20 protein-coding genes and 3 pseudogenes are annotated in these 16,542 nt (G+C 33.3%); all 23 read left to right on the top strand.

The window, feature by feature from the left end; translation table 11 throughout:
• Positions 1-151: 151 nt before the first annotated feature.
• The 23 genes and pseudogenes from IE339_RS07865 to IE339_RS07975 all read left to right on the top strand — a co-directional run bounded on the left by IE339_RS07865 (position 152) and on the right by IE339_RS07975 (position 16,429).
• Positions 152-520 carry an HNH endonuclease signature motif containing protein gene (locus IE339_RS07865; RefSeq protein ID WP_053402851.1) on the top strand — a complete coding sequence of 123 codons (369 nt, stop codon included), beginning with the start codon at positions 152-154 and terminating at the stop codon, positions 518-520.
• Positions 507-977, top strand: coding sequence for an SMI1/KNR4 family protein (locus IE339_RS07870; RefSeq protein WP_053402850.1), 471 nt, complete (start codon positions 507-509; stop codon positions 975-977). Before IE339_RS07865 ends, IE339_RS07870 begins: the two co-directional genes overlap by 14 nt.
• A gap of 807 nt (positions 978-1,784) precedes the next feature.
• Positions 1,785-2,933 carry a suppressor of fused domain protein gene (locus IE339_RS07875; protein WP_242175295.1) on the top strand — a complete coding sequence of 383 codons (1,149 nt, stop codon included), beginning with the start codon at positions 1,785-1,787 and terminating at the stop codon, positions 2,931-2,933.
• Between the two features lie 280 nt (positions 2,934-3,213).
• Positions 3,214-3,558 carry a GH-E family nuclease gene (locus IE339_RS07880; RefSeq protein ID WP_083446604.1) on the top strand — a complete coding sequence of 115 codons (345 nt, stop codon included), beginning with the start codon at positions 3,214-3,216 and terminating at the stop codon, positions 3,556-3,558.
• A gap of 19 nt (positions 3,559-3,577) precedes the next feature.
• Positions 3,578-3,994: a hypothetical protein gene (locus IE339_RS07885; protein WP_053402846.1), complete on the top strand. Its 417-nt coding sequence runs from the start codon at positions 3,578-3,580 to the stop codon at positions 3,992-3,994.
• An 11-nt stretch (positions 3,995-4,005) separates the two neighbouring features.
• Positions 4,006-4,428: a hypothetical protein gene (locus IE339_RS07890; protein WP_053402845.1), complete on the top strand. Its 423-nt coding sequence runs from the start codon at positions 4,006-4,008 to the stop codon at positions 4,426-4,428.
• A 242-nt stretch (positions 4,429-4,670) separates the two neighbouring features.
• Positions 4,671-5,132 carry a toxin-antitoxin system YwqK family antitoxin gene (locus IE339_RS07895; RefSeq protein ID WP_053402844.1) on the top strand — a complete coding sequence of 154 codons (462 nt, stop codon included), beginning with the start codon at positions 4,671-4,673 and terminating at the stop codon, positions 5,130-5,132.
• 1 nt (position 5,133) lies between these two features.
• The gene (locus IE339_RS07900; protein WP_242175296.1) at positions 5,134-5,523 is read left to right on the top strand and encodes an immunity 22 family protein; all 390 of its coding nucleotides are present in this window, start codon (positions 5,134-5,136) and stop codon (positions 5,521-5,523) included.
• 761 nt (positions 5,524-6,284) lie between these two features.
• Positions 6,285-6,514 (top strand): annotated as a pseudogene (locus IE339_RS07905) (SMI1/KNR4 family protein); the annotation flags it as partial.
• Between the two features lie 1,003 nt (positions 6,515-7,517).
• Positions 7,518-8,012: a hypothetical protein gene (locus IE339_RS07910; protein WP_053402842.1), complete on the top strand. Its 495-nt coding sequence runs from the start codon at positions 7,518-7,520 to the stop codon at positions 8,010-8,012.
• A gap of 80 nt (positions 8,013-8,092) precedes the next feature.
• Complete coding sequence (gene cdiI, locus IE339_RS07915; RefSeq protein ID WP_053402841.1) at positions 8,093-8,476, top strand: ribonuclease toxin immunity protein CdiI; 384 nt, start codon at positions 8,093-8,095, stop codon at positions 8,474-8,476.
• 465 nt (positions 8,477-8,941) lie between these two features.
• Positions 8,942-9,421 (top strand): immunity protein YezG family protein, encoded by a 480-nt coding sequence (locus IE339_RS07920; protein WP_242175297.1) that lies wholly within the window; start codon positions 8,942-8,944, stop codon positions 9,419-9,421.
• A 141-nt stretch (positions 9,422-9,562) separates the two neighbouring features.
• Entirely contained in the window at positions 9,563-9,973 is a 411-nt protein-coding gene (locus IE339_RS07925; RefSeq protein WP_053402840.1) for a hypothetical protein, read from the top strand.
• 257 nt (positions 9,974-10,230) lie between these two features.
• Positions 10,231-10,740, top strand: a complete 510-nt coding sequence (locus IE339_RS07930) for an Imm6 family immunity protein (protein ID WP_053402839.1) — start codon at positions 10,231-10,233, stop codon at positions 10,738-10,740.
• Between the two features lie 382 nt (positions 10,741-11,122).
• A complete protein-coding gene (locus tag IE339_RS07935) occupies positions 11,123-11,413 on the top strand; it encodes a barstar family protein (RefSeq protein WP_242175298.1) in 291 nt (96 codons plus the stop codon).
• Positions 11,414-11,451: 38 nt separating this feature from the next.
• Complete coding sequence (locus tag IE339_RS07940; RefSeq protein ID WP_242175299.1) at positions 11,452-11,946, top strand: DUF6985 domain-containing protein; 495 nt, start codon at positions 11,452-11,454, stop codon at positions 11,944-11,946.
• Positions 11,947-12,160: 214 nt separating this feature from the next.
• Positions 12,161-12,646: an immunity protein YezG family protein gene (locus IE339_RS07945; protein ID WP_053402836.1), complete on the top strand. Its 486-nt coding sequence runs from the start codon at positions 12,161-12,163 to the stop codon at positions 12,644-12,646.
• Between the two features lie 42 nt (positions 12,647-12,688).
• Positions 12,689-13,195, top strand: a complete 507-nt coding sequence (locus IE339_RS07950; protein ID WP_053402835.1) for a hypothetical protein — start codon at positions 12,689-12,691, stop codon at positions 13,193-13,195.
• A 25-nt stretch (positions 13,196-13,220) separates the two neighbouring features.
• Positions 13,221-13,629, top strand: a pseudogene (locus IE339_RS07955) (hypothetical protein); the annotation flags it as partial.
• Positions 13,630-13,698: 69 nt separating this feature from the next.
• Positions 13,699-13,998, top strand: a pseudogene (locus IE339_RS07960) (hypothetical protein).
• Positions 13,999-14,262: 264 nt separating this feature from the next.
• Positions 14,263-14,514: a hypothetical protein gene (locus IE339_RS07965; RefSeq protein ID WP_053402834.1), complete on the top strand. Its 252-nt coding sequence runs from the start codon at positions 14,263-14,265 to the stop codon at positions 14,512-14,514.
• A gap of 489 nt (positions 14,515-15,003) precedes the next feature.
• On the top strand, positions 15,004-15,819 hold the full coding sequence (locus IE339_RS07970; RefSeq protein ID WP_053402833.1) for a DUF4397 domain-containing protein: 816 nt from the start codon (positions 15,004-15,006) through the stop codon (positions 15,817-15,819).
• Entirely contained in the window at positions 15,788-16,429 is a 642-nt protein-coding gene (locus IE339_RS07975; RefSeq protein WP_242175300.1) for a class F sortase, read from the top strand. Before IE339_RS07970 ends, IE339_RS07975 begins: the two co-directional genes overlap by 32 nt.
• Positions 16,430-16,542: the final 113 nt, after the last annotated feature.

Below are 16,542 nucleotides of genomic sequence, written 5' to 3' on the forward strand. Positions count from 1 at the left end.
TGAAGTACATTTAAGTGATGGGAAGCGATTAGATTCTTATGATCCTGTAAAAGGAGAAATAATATCTAGAAAAGCTGCAAGTTTAGAAGATATAGATTGATCTGCATTTGAAAGTTACTTAAAAGAAATTTGTGTTATTGGTGGAAATGGATTGAATTATAGACAAAGAAAACAGATTAGATTAGAAGCTATAGAGAAAGGTTTAATATTAGATGTTCCGTTTGAAGATGGAACAAAATACCATAATTTTTCTAAAGTGAAGGGAGTAATAGAAAAGATTGACTATCTACCAGAGGAATTTTGGAGGGGGACGGATAGAGAACAGTTTAATTGGGTAGATAGTAGAATTGAAGGCGGAAGGCCTAAGGGAATGACGTGGCATCATTCTGAAATTGATGGAAAGATGGAGTTGGTTCCATTTGGTATTCACAATATTATAAATCGTAAAGATGGACGAAGCTCTCGACATTGGGCACATATAGGTAAGAGACGGGGAGGAATTAATAATGAGAATAGATGAAAAAACTAGTATTAAACCTTTTCCGAGTGATGAAAGAATAGCTTGGTTCGAACAATCATATAGTATTAAATTACCACAGTCATATATTGATTTTTTAAAAAGGTATAATGGGTCTACACCTATTACTAATGTATTGAAGTTTGATAGGCAGGAATATGTAATAGAAAGGTTTTTATGTTTATTGGATAATCCCAAAGAACATTTAGAAGATGGATGGTATGACTTAACATCTGTTTTAACGCAATTAGATGGTAGGCTTATTGATGATGAAGAATTAATTGGTATGAATGTTATACCAATAGCTGCTATGTTTGCTGGGGATTTTATTTGTTTAGATTTTAGAAATAGTGTGGATCCTGAAATTGTTATCTGGGATCATGAAGAATCGGAAGAATTAGAGCCAGTAACGACAGTGGTTGCGAGTGATTTTGAAGAATTTCTAGCTATGTTATCATGACAACTAAATAGAATTAGTTATAAGGTATTATTTGTCGTGAGACACAAAAGGTGTCATACCGTTTTAACGACGTAATAAAATGTACAAATTTAGAACCAACCATGAAAGCGTAGAAAATTAATGAACATCAAGCACTTGATTGTCAATGATGGCAACGAGTGCTTTTTGCGTTTTAACGCAGAAGTAAGTTGGTATACGTATAATTTTATAAGTGTATTAAGTGCTAAATTTTATAGACTGTAATTGGCTTTGTAAAGTGTACGATGCTACTAGAGAAAAACTATTGTAAAATTAAGGGTTATATTCTTTATTTGACAATCAAAATGAAACCCCGCCGGCAAACAACCGTCGATCTGTCCATCCACCTAAACCAGTCGTAGAGAAGGTTTCAAAAGCGCAGCTAGAGAGTGTGAAGAAAAAAAGCGCGCAGTATAAGGTTGATGGGAATCGAAAGGTTGAGCGGATTGATAAGGGTACGGTTACTAAGGATGTAGACAAAAGCGATTATGGAGCTTATTTGAAAAAATATAGGAGATCCTCAAAAGATATGTATGATCAGCGTGCGCATCATATTGTATTTAAAAGGGAAATGGAAAAGCCTAAAATAAATTAGTTGAAAAAAGGAACATGATATTGACCTGATTTTAAAACTTAAAAATATTATTTGGTCTCCTAATAGCTGGTATTAAAGCGCTTAGAAATGTTTTTGATCACCTAAAAAAAGCAGGGGATGCTAGTGGAGAGAGATGATATATTGGAAATGCTTAATAAACTTGGAGATATTGTCAAAAGGAGGAAGTAATTAAGATGGATAGTAAGCAGGTTGCAAAAGAAATCCGATCATCTATAAAAAATGGCAATGTTGAAAAGGCGGCTGAATTAATTGGTTCTAATATAGAACTTTTAAATATGATGACACCTTTTGGGACATGGCTTCACGTTGCTGCTTCTAGAGGGAAGTTGGATGTAGTAAAAAAACTAGTAGAACTTGGGTCAAATATAAATACGTTAGGTGGCATGTATGGGGGTGGAGCATTAAACGAAGCTGCTTCTGAAGGGCATATTGATATAGTAAGATATTTATTGTCATATGGAGCCAATATGGACACAAATGAGCCGGAAAGGAATCCATTGTTTGGTGCAATTAGTAACGGGCATGTGAATATTGCGAGACTGTTAATTGAGAGTGGGATAGATACAAACGTTAAATATAGTGGCGAATCCATGAAAGATATCGATGCATTAACCTTTGCAAGGGAACAGGGTCAACTAGAAATTGTAAAGTTATTAGAGAACCAAAGAGAATTGAGGACTACTATAACCGAAGTAAATGATAATAATCAAGATGATCATGATGAAATTTTAGAGCATGTGACTAAATACTTTGGAACTATCCAAGATACGATAATTGAGATTGTTCCTGGTAGTAAAGTTTCAGTTAATATCCATATAATTTCTCCATCAATGAATAAAGATTTTGTAACTCTGGTAACTACAGGTATGAGTGATGTATCTATGGGTTATTCAAATGAAGAAAGCGAGTTCAAATATGCAGAATTGTTATTGAAATTGCCTTCGAGTTGGGTAGTTGGGAAAGAGAATATGGAGGACAAAAACTATTATTGGCCTCTTGAATGGTTAAGGAAAGTAGCTCATATTCCACATATCTATGATGGATGGCTTGCTGAAGGGGTTATTCTTCCCAATGGAGAACCCCCACAGCCATTTGCATTGAATACAAAATTGTCATGTATAATGGTATGTCATCCTAGAGAATTCGGACTAGATAACGTTCAAGTTGAGCAAGGAGATATCACTATTTATACACTTGTTCCTATTTATGAAGAAGAAAGAAATCTGGCGTTAGAAAAGGGTTATGAGTACCTGCTTAAAAAAATGAATGAGAAAGGTATCTCAGATGTTTTAGATATAAACAGGATAAATGTTGGTTTATAGTAAGAATGATAGATATTATTTAACGTAATAATGCGACGTTAGACAGACTGATTATAGTCAGATAACACTGTAATTATTCTGTTTTTTTTGTTCATTTAACTTAGTGCTTGCTTGTTTTACTAGAGTAGCAGCATGCTTTTTTGATGTTAGAACGAAAAGTGAAAAGAAAATTATAAGTTTATAAGTCTACTCAGGGTACGTGTGAAACTCCTAAAGGTTATTATCAAGATGTAAATAGGAAATTAAACCAGTTGATGGGGGGTACGCAAGTAGTAAAGAAGTGGGTTTACCTGAACCAAGTGGCATAACAAAACGCTCCAAAACGGGTAAAGAAGTAATGGAAAGAATGCAAAATGAAATTCCACCAAAAATCAGTACAACACGTGATGGTGAAATAGAATTTATGGCAAGTGATAATAAATGGTATCCAATAGATCAAGTAGAGATGGCTCGTTTAACAGGTGCAGTTTCGTGGTGGAAAAGTACAGGAAGATATTATGGAGCGAAGTCCCCAGAAGTTAGAGAATGGATGTTAGACTTCAATAAATATGTATTAGATCATTATAGGTTAAATCGATCCGCAGGTGCAAAGTTAGATGAAACCTACTTGTCACCAAATAAATGATTATTGGGAGGGATTTATATTGGAACTCAACGATCAAGTGTATGATCGAATTGTGAAATTGTGTAACGAGGGAAATGCTTTTATTGAAAAAGGGCAAGATGATAAGGCAATAGAGAGTTATATAGCTGCTCTGGATTTGGTTCCGTTGTCAAAGACTGATTGGGAAACAAGTACATGGATCTATACAGCATTAGGAGATACTTATTTTTTAAATCGTGAGTATGAGAAAGCAAAAAGTAATTTATATCATGCACTAAATTGTCCGGATGGTATTTCAAATCCATTTATTTTACTGAGACTTGGAGAGAGTTTATTTGAGTGTGGAGAGCTTAATAAGGCTAAAGAGTATTTGTTAAGAGCTTATATTTTAGAAGGGTATAAACTCTATTATGATGAGGATGAAAAGTATTTTGAATTGATTAAGGATATGATTTGAGGAGGATAAATATGGCTATTTTACAATCACCTATAAAAGAAGAATTTGAAAGTCTATTGGAAAAAAGTAATGAACAATTTAATGACGGTAACTATAATGATTCTATTGTGTTATTAGAAGAGGTATGGGATATAATACCTAATCCTAAAGGTATTTATTGTGAAGAGAGTTGCCATTTAGTTAAGGATATTATCTCTACTTGTTTTATGGTAAATGATTTAAAAAAAGCAAAGGAGTGGGCATATAACATATTTTTAACTGGATTTGCACGTATAGATTCCGGTGACAAGGAATTTATTGCAGGGAAAGTTGCTTTTGAATCCGATGATTTAGAAACCGCAAAAGAATTTTTTAGCATTGCCAATACAAAATCAGAAGGTAGATGTTTTGTGAATCCGAAGAATACTAAGTATCTTAAATTTTTGAAAAGTTAAATGCTTAGCTCCGTAAAAGGAATTTAAAGATAGATTTAGTGAATTATAAAGGTTACAGCATTTACATACAGGAGTGACAAAGTATGGTCTGTAATTAATTTTACAAACAAGTGCTTCGAATTTTATCACTCATGTAGTACATTCGGGTAAAAAATTAAAATCAGCTGGTATGGTGATGCCAACCTGTCCATATTGTAATTTTATTACTGAAGGATTTGAATTTAGTTCAGAGGTGAAAAAGATTGGAAAGTCAAATTGATATATCAAGTAAAGAATATGTTATAGAACATGGAACTGACTTTGACGGAAATTTATGGTTTACATCTTATAGTGATGAAGTTTTAGATAACCCAGAAGACGAGAACGGTAAACCTTTTACCGGTTTAGCTTACGAATTATATGACAATGGTAATTTGATATATTATGCAAATTATATAAAGGGTTTTATCGAGGGTGAGTTAATAGAATTCTATAAAAATGGAAATTTAAAATCAGTGAAAAATTTGATTCATGGACAAAGTAATGGTGCGGAAAAAATCTGGTATGAAAGTGGAGAATTAAAATTTGAAGGAAAATATAAATTTGGGATAGCTCTCTATTATACAGAATGGGATGAAGAAGGTCGTATCACAAAGCAAAAAATTTCCCCTACAGAAACAGATTTAAAATTGATTAAATCCGTTTCTAAAAATGAGGAGTTATAATATGGAATATAGTGGAATGGCTTCAGTATGGTTTGGAGTTTCTAAATCGTTTGAAAATCTTAAGGAGTATGTTGATATAGAATATACGGAAGATGGAGATTCAATAGACTCAAAGTTTGGCACAAACTTTGAATTTGGTTATTATGATGAAGATAACATTGAAATTTGTTTTTATGAAAATCCTAAAAATAATGTAGACTATATTTTAAATGATTTTTCTTATAGCGAACTAATTATTCCTAAAATAAAAGAGTTAATAAATGGCGATAAATTAGCATACAGTATTAATTCTGTTATTGTACTCTATGATTTTCAATACAATGAAGCGAAAAGTGGAGATGAATCCGAAAATATAGAAATTAAATTTATTGGTACTGTACCATACAAATAGCTCATCTAAGTTCGGTAGCTTAAACGTACTATTTGTCATGAAATACAAACGATTTCATGTCCTCAGTATTAAAATTGTACGTACAAATTTAAAGCGACTAGTGACTTGAAAACTTAGAAAACATGTGAACTTGAAGCACTTTATTGTCGACTAAAGGCAACGAGTGCTTTTTACTTTAAGGTTTAGGGTATGAGTAAAGGTACTCGAACTTAAAAATGAAACCGACCAATGAAAGAACTGCAGCATATAAAAAAACTATGACAAAAGCAGTTAGATAGTTACCCCTTTATAGCAGGAACCCTAATAAACTAAGAAATTTTTTAGGGAAAGTAGTAGATGGTTATACAGGAATTACTACTCATTATACATTTACATCTAAGAAAAAGAGGGGGAACTCATAAAGTCAAGTATGATAAAGAGGGTTACACCGTTTTTAAATTCAAAATATAAAGAATTTTGATTAGAGTCATATATATAGATCCTGAATTAGCACCGTTTAAATATCTCTCGCGAAAATTATATGACGATATAATGAAAGATCCAAACCCAGCAAAATAATTCAGTCAAACAGAGATTGAGTTATTCAAGTTAGGGAAGAAGGCAAAATCAATCACATTACATCATTAAGAGGCTAGTAAAATGCAACTTGCTGATTACGACGAACATCAGGTTGCGGGTCATACAGATGGTAGCGTAATTTGGGATAGTAGAGATGACGGCTGAACAGGTAAACAGAAGAATATTGTTTTGGGGATGATAAAATGAGCAGAGTAACTTGGTTATTTACGGACGGAGCGATAGCTGAGCAAGTAATTATTGCTGTGGAAAATTCATTTGGTATCAGATTTCCAGATGATTACCGTGAATGCATCAAAAAAATAACGGCGGTTATCCTGATCCAAATATTTATGATATTGATAATGATGAGGGTGGAGCAGTCTTTGATTGTCTATTAAGTTTTACAAGCAAAGATGCAAATATAGAAATTGTTTCTTGCATTCTTGGTGGTCATGATTGTAAGGCAGCACTACTAGAAAAAGAACTTCCTGATGCAGAAGTAAGTTATAGTGTTGAGTATGAGGACGAACCTTCAAGAGATCGGGGAAATGCTGAATCAGCTAAAGGGCTTAAAAGTCAAAGGAGTGAAAGTATGGATTTTGACATCCGAGAGATACGAGAATATTATGACTCAGAAACAAGAGACTATGATTTTAATGACTTAGTTAATTTAGGGATAAGTGTTGAAAATGCTGATTTTATGATCAATATTGGAGTACCAAAAGAATTTGGCGATTTTACATTCTATGATTTCCCGAACTTCGGAAAAATAGTAATTAAAGAAGGGGAATTTATCAAAGTAGGTCATTGTGCGCCGAATGAATATGGACTTTACTTAAAAGAAGGGAGCGATGAGCTTTTCACTAGTTCTTCCTTACACGATCCTTTCATTTATACACTTAATCAGAACTTAAGAACGTTCTTCTTGTTTCATTTGATTAGGCAGGAACTATCAATGGAAATGAAAAAAGAAGGTGTATTTACTTCATATGACTACGCTGTTGAGTTAAGGAAGGTGTATGAGCAAATTGACCCCATAGCAATGGAGGAAGTAGAAGGATATTGGTCACATTTGATAGAAGACTATGAAACTGGATTATGAAACCCTATGAATTGCGTGATAGAGTCTAGAGTTATCCTTTAGAAGCTGCTAGTGTATGGTTCAACCGTAATATTTCAGTGATAATATCACGGTTTACCTTGTTTTTAGGATGAAAGCGTTAGGTAAATGACGTCAGAAGGAGTAAAGTATGAAAATAGAAATACTCAATGATTCCTACTATACAGGATTTGAGGGCGAGCCTAAATATTCACTATTTCTGACCTTGAATGAAATATGCCTTTCAAGTTTTTTTAGTATCAAATAAATGGTTACCATTCAATTACATATAGACACATTATTCATGTATAAAAAGACAAAGGAAGATGGGGTGTAAGTGGAAAATTTAGAGATTATATTTACTGATTTTAATAAGGGGAAAATTGATAAATTAATTTATGAAGAGCTTAAATTATCTACATTAAAACTTAAATCATCACATTTTTATGATAATATTTCAGAAAAAGATTTGGATTTTTCTGAAGTGAAAAACATAGAAGAAGTTTTATCACCGAAAGGTACAGGAAATATATTTTTAGAGGAATTGAAGTTAGGTATCTTATTAAAAAATGTAGTAATAGTTTTCTCATTTGATGAACAATATGGTGACATCGTATTTAACTTTCCTAAAAACGAAATATTAACGGATGAGACACACGATCATAAGTTAAGGTTGAAACAGTTGGTCTATTTTCTAGTGAACTTGAAAAAAAATTATGATATTCCAAAAATTATAATTGGTTATGAACCTGCAACTGATAAAGATACTTTGTTGATAGAAATTAATAAGGTAGCTAATTATGATGAAGAAATAGAAAAAATACTTTCTTAGATTTTTTAGTTCAGTGATAGAGTACCTAAATGTCGGCCTATAGCGTGAATAAGCTGAAGAGGTAGAGTAGGTGAATTAATATGAATAAATACAAAGAATTTATTAAAACAATGAAACGCGAACATTTAAATAACGCGGCAGTTATTGATGTTTTAAACATATATGTAAATGGACATAATTTCGTAAAACGTTTAGAAGATTTTAATAATAAAAAGGGGGAGCGTCGAGAATATAACGGAGTAATTTATTCAGATGAATATGAAAAAGATGATGAATCTTATTTTGGACAAAATAAGGTCTTATTTTATTCTGGGGATAGCGATGATGACTGTGATATTGTGAGCTATAGTGAATTATACCAATATCTGCGTGCTGCATGTAAATTTTACATAGAGAAAAACTTTGAAAAGAAAGAGATCATTGAAGAACTGTTGATGAAGCTTAAAAACACATATGCTTATTGAGTAAGTAATAGTAAAAGCGTTTCTGAATTAATCCAGAAACGCTTTTTTTCTTGCGAATGATAAAAAATGGCTAGACAAATTACAAAAACAGCTTGAACATTATGGTAAACATACGTCATATATACTTCATCATAAACAGCCTATAGATAGAGGTTGAGAAATATACAATCTTAATCATTTAATTATTACTTCACCAAAGAAGAAAAATGTGTCCTAGAGAAGGTATGATTTTCTTATGAGATAATAAAAAATGCATTGTACATAAAGATAAATCACTAATGAAAGCAAAATAATAGCAGATGAGTAGGAGCGCGTGAAGGTAATAAAATAGTTAATAAAGGGATGAAGGACGTAAGACTAACTGGCAGCAGGACAGAACAAGACATAAGAAAGTAATAGAAATTTAAGTTATATGACTGATTAGCAATTAGTTGTGTTTACTAATAAATTAGGAGACGGATAGCAATGAGTTTTGAAACAGAATTAAATGAGTTATATAAAGAAATTGCACAGCAGGTTGATGATATGATTCCAACTGAATGGAATAATGTTTATTTTAATGGTGAAGTGAAGGAGGGAGAAGGAGGAGTTTTTTTCTTTTTTACGCCCAAAGGTGAGGACCAACATATCTTTTCACATTACATTCCAAAAATATATAGTATAGATAAGAGAGCTTATAATAAAGAACTACATAAATTGTTTCAACTCACTACCCAACTTCAAAAAGTTTTTACTAATTATCACCAAGATCCCTGGTTTTCAGTGACATTCATCTTAAATGATACCGGTAAATTAAATGTCCATTTTGATTATACAAATTGGCATGATAGTGAATTTGGGCCAACAGATAGAATTAAGTATTTTGAGTATAAATACATAAGTCAAAACAAAGAACAGCTAGATTTAATGGAGAGAATGAAGAAATTTGAAGAGAAGAGTATTTGAAGTAGGAAGAAAATAGCTACTTTTGAGTGATTTACCTGCAACTTTAATTGGTTAAATGCCTTTCAAGATTTTTTGGTAGAACTGAATGAGATGATAAAGTATCTAAAATTCTCTGTTTTAGTAAATAGAGGAGGAAAGTGAATGTACGAAAAAGTAGATGCAGAATTGTCTGAAAATGGCACAGATAATTATTTTTATGATGATGAATTTATGTATGTGCAAGAATTGATGAGTGAGTTTACTACTATTGATTGGGAGAATTTAATTCGAGGATTAAAAGATAGAGATGATAACTATAAAATTAGATTAGCCTACTGTATAGAAGAAGATAACGGAGTATATGGATTTAATTTATTATTAGATTTACTTAATGAGAGTGATGAAGTGGCTGAATATGCAATAGATTCTTTACGTTCTTTTGATGGTGAAGAGTATAAAAAAATAATTGCTTCTAATAAGCAAATAAAGGAAAAAGTAGAGGAATTACTGAAAAATGCTAGTTTACCTATTGAAAGGATTTTAAAAACATTTTTACAACAAAACAAATTATAAACTTTCGTAAATATTATTAAACTTAAATTAAAGATAGGAATATAAAAAATATTGAGAAAAATAAAAATTAACACAGCACGAATTGAATGATGTTAAAACAATACAACTTGTACAATCAGTAAAACTAGATATGTAAAAAATGTTGATAGTGAATACTTGTTTAGTAAAGGTAAACAAATTGGTAAAGAAGGATATAGACAACATTTTTGTGCAGCAATTAGATGAAACTTTATGTACAGTAGGAATAGGGGGGAATTATGGAGAATATAGCAATCAATAATTTACCAAAAGAAGTTAAAGTATGCTTTGTTTTAGCAGTTGCTGAGAGAATATTTTCTGTAATTCGCAAGGATGATGAACGATATTCAGATGGAAGAGAAGCTTTGGATAGATGTTGGTTATGGGTTGAATCACATGCTGTTACTGGAGATGCACTATATGAGCTTATTGATCGCGCAGACTTTACGGGGATTTCAGAATTTGCCGAGGAGGAACTAGATTTGAATGTGGCTAAAGTGTGGTCGTTATTAGTTGATGCGGTCGCTTATACTTCTTGGGAAGCCTATAAAAATGAGAACGCAAAATATTTACCGCAGTCATTAGAAAGTATCTCAATCAATAGTATTTCAATTTTCTTACATAGCGCAGTGGAAACCAGCTTTATTACGGTAGAAGAAATTGAACAAATGGCAGCCGTTATGACTAATTATCGGAGTGAAAATACTGAAATCCCAACAAGACGAGAAGATTTTATCAATATATTTTAAGTGGGGATTGAATGCCATAAATGAAAAACACCTGATCAGAAAAAGGAGTTATTTAATAGAAAAAAGAAAAAATGATTATAAATAACTTTTATATTCTACACCGTATAACTAATCTATTGCCCACTTCTAGGCCACTATTTAGAAAAATCCTGCACAATTTTCTTTCATAACGACATCCTTATCATTAAATTTTTATATGTCGTATACCTTAATTTGCTCTTGCTTTGCAGCTTTTTTAATACTGAAAATAAGATTATTCCAGGGCATGGCTGCTTGTATAACGAATGAAGACTAATCTAATTGAAAAGATTAACATCTAAAGATATCTTTAAGCGATTGACAGGAAACCAGTTCATAAGACATGAGAGAAGGCGGTGTATGAATGACACAAGAAAATGAAGGAAAACAAGATACGCTCATGTTGGATGTGAGTGTCGTTCAAAATTCAACGGAATTTTATCGTTTGTTAAAAGAATACCTTGAATTACCCTGTTTCTATGGAATGAACTGGGATGCAATTACTGGACTAATTGAATTACCTGAAACTTTGATTTTTAGAGGGTGGAGAAACATTGAAGAAAAATTACCAAGAGATTCGCACATCTTTATTAACCTCTTAAATGATTTTAACGAACAATATCCACATCGGAAATATAAAGTCGTTTATCAGTAATATGTGGAGTGCAAATTAAAGTCATTGATGTTGGGAGGATGAATACAGTGACGAGGATTCATGATGAATTGTTTGGAGAACTTGAATATGAAAAAAAATTTTGGCGAGGCGAAATGACTATTAAAATGTTTAATGTGGAGAGAAAAATATGGTTGAGTGTTGATGGACATGAAGACGCTGATTTTTCAAATGTACAAAGAGATGCTTTTCGTAATTTTGTTCAAAGTATGAACTATATTATAAGCGAGGCCGAGAAGGAAGTTTATGCGTACTATAATGAGAATGTCGATGAATATAGAGAAATATTAGAAGAGGAATTACAAGAAAATAAAATTGCTCCTAAGATAGATTTTTTAACTAGATTAGCAGAATTAGTAAAGCCTACTGAATTAATTGTAAGAAGAGTAAGGAAGAATGGTAAGAGAAGATTGGGGTTATTGTGCGATGTGTCTTGGGAAATGGAGGATGGATTGGGTATAAAAATTGAAGATGAAGTTGTAGAAGAGGTAGGATATCAAGATATAGTTCTATAAATGTATAAAAAAATGGAGGGGGGAAATCAAAGCTAGTACTTGATTCAGAATCTAAGTATCAAGTGCTTTTTTTCATATCATGGAATTAGTTGAGCACCGCGAAAAATAGTTGGTAATAGAACTAGTTAATTAGAAGCGACTTAATTAACTAGTTAAATGAAGGAAAAAAACAAGTACAGATTAGTGATACAACATAAGTGAGGAGGTTACGGAAATGAATTTTGAAACTGAACTAAATGAACTGTATAGACAGATCGTTCAACAAATTGATGATATAATCCCAATTAAATGGAGCAATCTTTATTTGAATAGTGAAGTAAAGGATAAAAATGGCGGTGTCTTCTTCTTTTTTACGCCTATTGACAGCAATGAATCAGTGTATTCTCATGATATCCCATATATGTATCTAATAGAGGAAAGTGTCTATGACAAGGAACTTCATAAATTGTTTGAATTAACAGCTAAATTGCAGCAGATATTTATTGATAATGACCAACAACCTTGGTTTTCTGTGACACTATTACTTAATTCAGTAGGAAAACTAACAATCCATTTTGATTATACAAATTGGTACGAAAGTGAATTTGGTCCAACAGATCGAATTGACTATTTTGAGTATAAATACATAAGTAAAAACAAAGAACAACTAGATTTAATGGAGAGAATGAAGAAATTTGAAGAACAGAAAAAACCGAACTAACCGAATCTAAACGATGAAGTGATGATGAGAAAGGTGAAAATAATGTTCAACATTAGTTTTAAAATATTTGAAAATGATGGGGCAGTGGAAAAGGAGATCAATGGGGCAGATGGGTATTTCCAATTTGAAATTTGTGATGAAACCTACGGTATATTAATCACTGAAAATATTGATGAGTTTTCAGTTTCTATTTATTGGTGGTTGAATTATTTTTTAGAAGCAGTATTGATTTTGAAAACTGAAAATTATGTTTTAATCAGTGATATTGAAAAGCCTAAGATTTGGATTGAACTGTTAAAAGAAAAAAGTTTAGTGAACATGAGTAAAGTTACGGCTGATAAACCTGAAGGAAGTGGAGCAATCGAAACAAAGGAAATGCCAAATTTAATCCACCAGTATTGGAAAGATAAACGAATTAGTTATGAGATCCTTAAAACGGAAGTAGTAAATAAAACTAAGTTATACATTGAAGAGTTAAAGGTATTAAACAATGAACTAAATAAAGATATTTTGCATTTGGAAAGTTTAATAGTAGAAGTTGAAAAATAAATTCTTTCATAGCTGTAGTCATGCAGGAACAGCGCAAATGTGTTGGCCAGTACCTTATCCATGGAATACGGAATGTGAAGGTTTACTAGTGTGGATGAATATTTCTTCACTACCGATACCAGTGGAGTTTTGTCCCAACGGTCCTTTAGCTTTAGGAGCTAAAACATATTTTGGTGGTCGTATATTGGACATGTTTGGTAAAGATTTATTGTTAAATAGTCCAGGTGTTGTATCAGAATTGTCTTGGGGCGGTATTTGCATAGATCTTTTAAAGGATCCTTTGAGTGCTGATAGTGATACATTGCTTGATAATTGGTTACACTCAAAAATATTTAGAGACGGCTCAAGTAATAGCTATACCGAGTTTTGATGAGGATCGGATTGGTGTATCTTATTCTCCAAATGTCGTTTGGGAAAACGATCTTAAAAGGTAAACCAAAGGAAGAGATAAGGGAATTATGTTCTAATGGGCTGTAAGGAGTAATAGCAAAGGATGAGGTGTTATATTGTCTTCTAACAAACTAGGAGAACCTGTTTTTCAATTCTTGGCTGGAAATTTTCATCAAGATATTGACTCACCAGAACAGGCTCTATAACAACTGTTAACAGAGGGAAGTAAAGAGTATTTGGAATCTGCTATTGTCTTTTTAACAGATTTTATTGACGGTGAATGTTCAGAGATAGAAAAGAATGAATACATTCAGTCTTGTGCAGATGGCGTGTATTTTCCCGCTGGTTTAGAACCAATTCAGTGGTTATGTCAGGTTATTGAGCAAATAAGAAAATCTCTTCACACAAAATAATATCATGATAAAACTTTTCAAGTTTTTAATCTAGCTCTAATTAAAGCACACACTATTATTAGACAAATGTACAAGTAATAAGGGGGCATAAGCTGAAATAATTTCATTGAATAAATGCTTATGGTCACTTTTCCAATGACTTTAAGTCAGCGAAAAGTGAAGGATGACAGATGACTTGTTGAATCATTAATTAAAATAACTAATGACCGAGTAGAAGAATAAGTATAAGAACGTTTGTGAAATTTGTGCAGGGAGAAATAATTTTTGGGTGCGTATGTGCTGTTATTAAAAGAATATGAGAATGATGAGATTGTCATCTACAGTTTTGGACCAAATGAAAACATGATGGGTAAAATACAACTAAATAAAGTAAGTAAGAAATTTTCTGATTTAGAGCCTATCGCACATCCAAATATTCCAGCTAAGTTTTATTATGATCGAGCTTCTCGAAGACTGGCGGTATGTCTGCTTAGAGAAGGTAGGGATTTTCCAGAAAGAACAGCTTTTGAGTCATAAAAACGAACTTTGAATTGAGAATAATGAACCAACAGGCTGGTTTGTTTAAGAATTGAGCGCTTATAATAGTACCGTGTAGTTCTCTGAGCGGTAACAAAAGATATAATGTGGAAAATTAGGCTTACCTAAGAAAATAGACGGATGCAAAGCACTTGATCGCCTGAAGTAGGCAGAGGTGCTTTTTATTTTAAGGTGTCCGCAGAGCGTAGGAGTAATACTTTAAAAGTTAGAGTCAATGGCATTAGAGCTATTGGCTTTTTTCTATGGTTATCATGGAAAATATAGTTAGAGAAAATAATTCACCAACATTAGATACTATTCTTACATAATATTTAAAAGGTATAAATTCGTTGTTTCGATGTCTAAAAAAGCTTAAAAAACTTCTTCAGCACATTCACAGCATCTAAAGCGTTTACATTTTGTATAAGTTTTGTTTATATTTAGTACAGGACGAACGTCCCCTAAAAAAAACCTACGAGGAGTGGAAAAATGAAAAAAATCTTTTCAGTAATGGCGGCAATGGTTTTATTATTGGTATTCGGAACAGGGGCTGGTGCTTCTGCGGCCGGAAATGATGCAATGGTTCGAATCGTTCATGCTTCTCCGGACGCTCCGGCAGTTGATGTTGTGGTTGACGGGAAAACAGTTGTTGAAGGCGCTGCATTTAAAGCTGCTACAGACTACATGATGCTTCCAGCGGGAGAACATAAAGTTGAAGTCTTTGCGGCAGGAACAGTTGCTGACGGTAAGCCCGTTATCTCATCTAATTTAACCGTGGAAGCTGGTATGGCTTATACGGTAGCAGCCATTAACAAACTTGATTCTCTTGAACTAAAAGTGTTAAACGACGATTTAAATGTAACAAAAGGAAAGTCAAAAGTTCGCGTTGCACATTTTTCACCAGATGCACCTGCAGTTGATGTAGCCGTTAAAGGTGGGGATGTCCTTTTCCCAGGAGCAGAATTTAAAGGAGTAACACAGTACTTAGAAGTAGATCCTGGATCTTATGATCTTGAAGTAAGAGGTGCGGGAACAAAAGACGTGGTTCTTGATCTTGCAGGAACAGAGCTAAAGGCGAATATGTCTTATACTGTCATTGCAGTCGGACTTGCAAAAGGCGAACCAGCTCTTGAAGCATTAGTACTAGCTGACCCAGCTATGATGCCTTCTGAAATGCCGAAGACGGGAATGGGTGGAACAGCTGACACTCAATCACACAACTACCTACCAGTAGCAGCGGCAGCAATCCTTGGATTAGGTGCTCTGATGGCATATGGAATTAAGAAAAAAGCAAGCAGTCATTAAAATGGCAGCTCTTGTTCTCCTATTGGCAGGATGTTCTCAGACTAGTGAGGAGCCAGCATCTGATGTAAACAATACTAAGGTCGAACAAGCTCCTGCTGTTTCGATGGCATCTGATCAAGCATCTACAAACTTAAAACCAATGAAGCAGGCTGAAGCAAAAGGGGTTAAACCGGTTCGAATCAGCATCCCGTCTTTAGGTATACGCGCTGATGTTGAATCCGTAGGGCTTACTTCACATGGTAAAATGGAGCTCCCCTCTGATGACAAACGGACTGCATGGTATGAAAACGGGGCTCAGCCAGGGGAACAGGGTAATGCTGTTATAGCTGGACATGTTGACAACAAGACAGGACCATCCGTATTTTTTGATTTGAAAAAGATCAAGCCTGGAGAGAAGATTATTGTTTCCGGAAAAAGTGGTGAAGAGCTTACGTTTATTGTTCAGGAGAAGAAATCCTATCCGTACGATGATGCACCCATTCCTGCGATATTTGGTTTTAGTCAACAAAGAAAGCTCAATTTAATTACTTGCACCGGTGATTTTGACCGTAAAAAGAAAACGCATTTGAAGCGTCTTGTGGTAACGGGAGTTTTAACAGAAGAAAGATAAAACGCCCGAGCATGATGTTGAGAAACTGATAGTGCATCAAGAAAACCCCCGAACGGAGAAATTAGTTCGGGGGTTTTGATGTTCTACAGACAGGTTACACCGGAATAGTTAAT

Source organism: Priestia koreensis (genome assembly GCF_022646885.1).
Classification (GTDB): domain Bacteria; phylum Bacillota; class Bacilli; order Bacillales; family Bacillaceae_H; genus Bacillus_AG; species Bacillus_AG koreensis_A.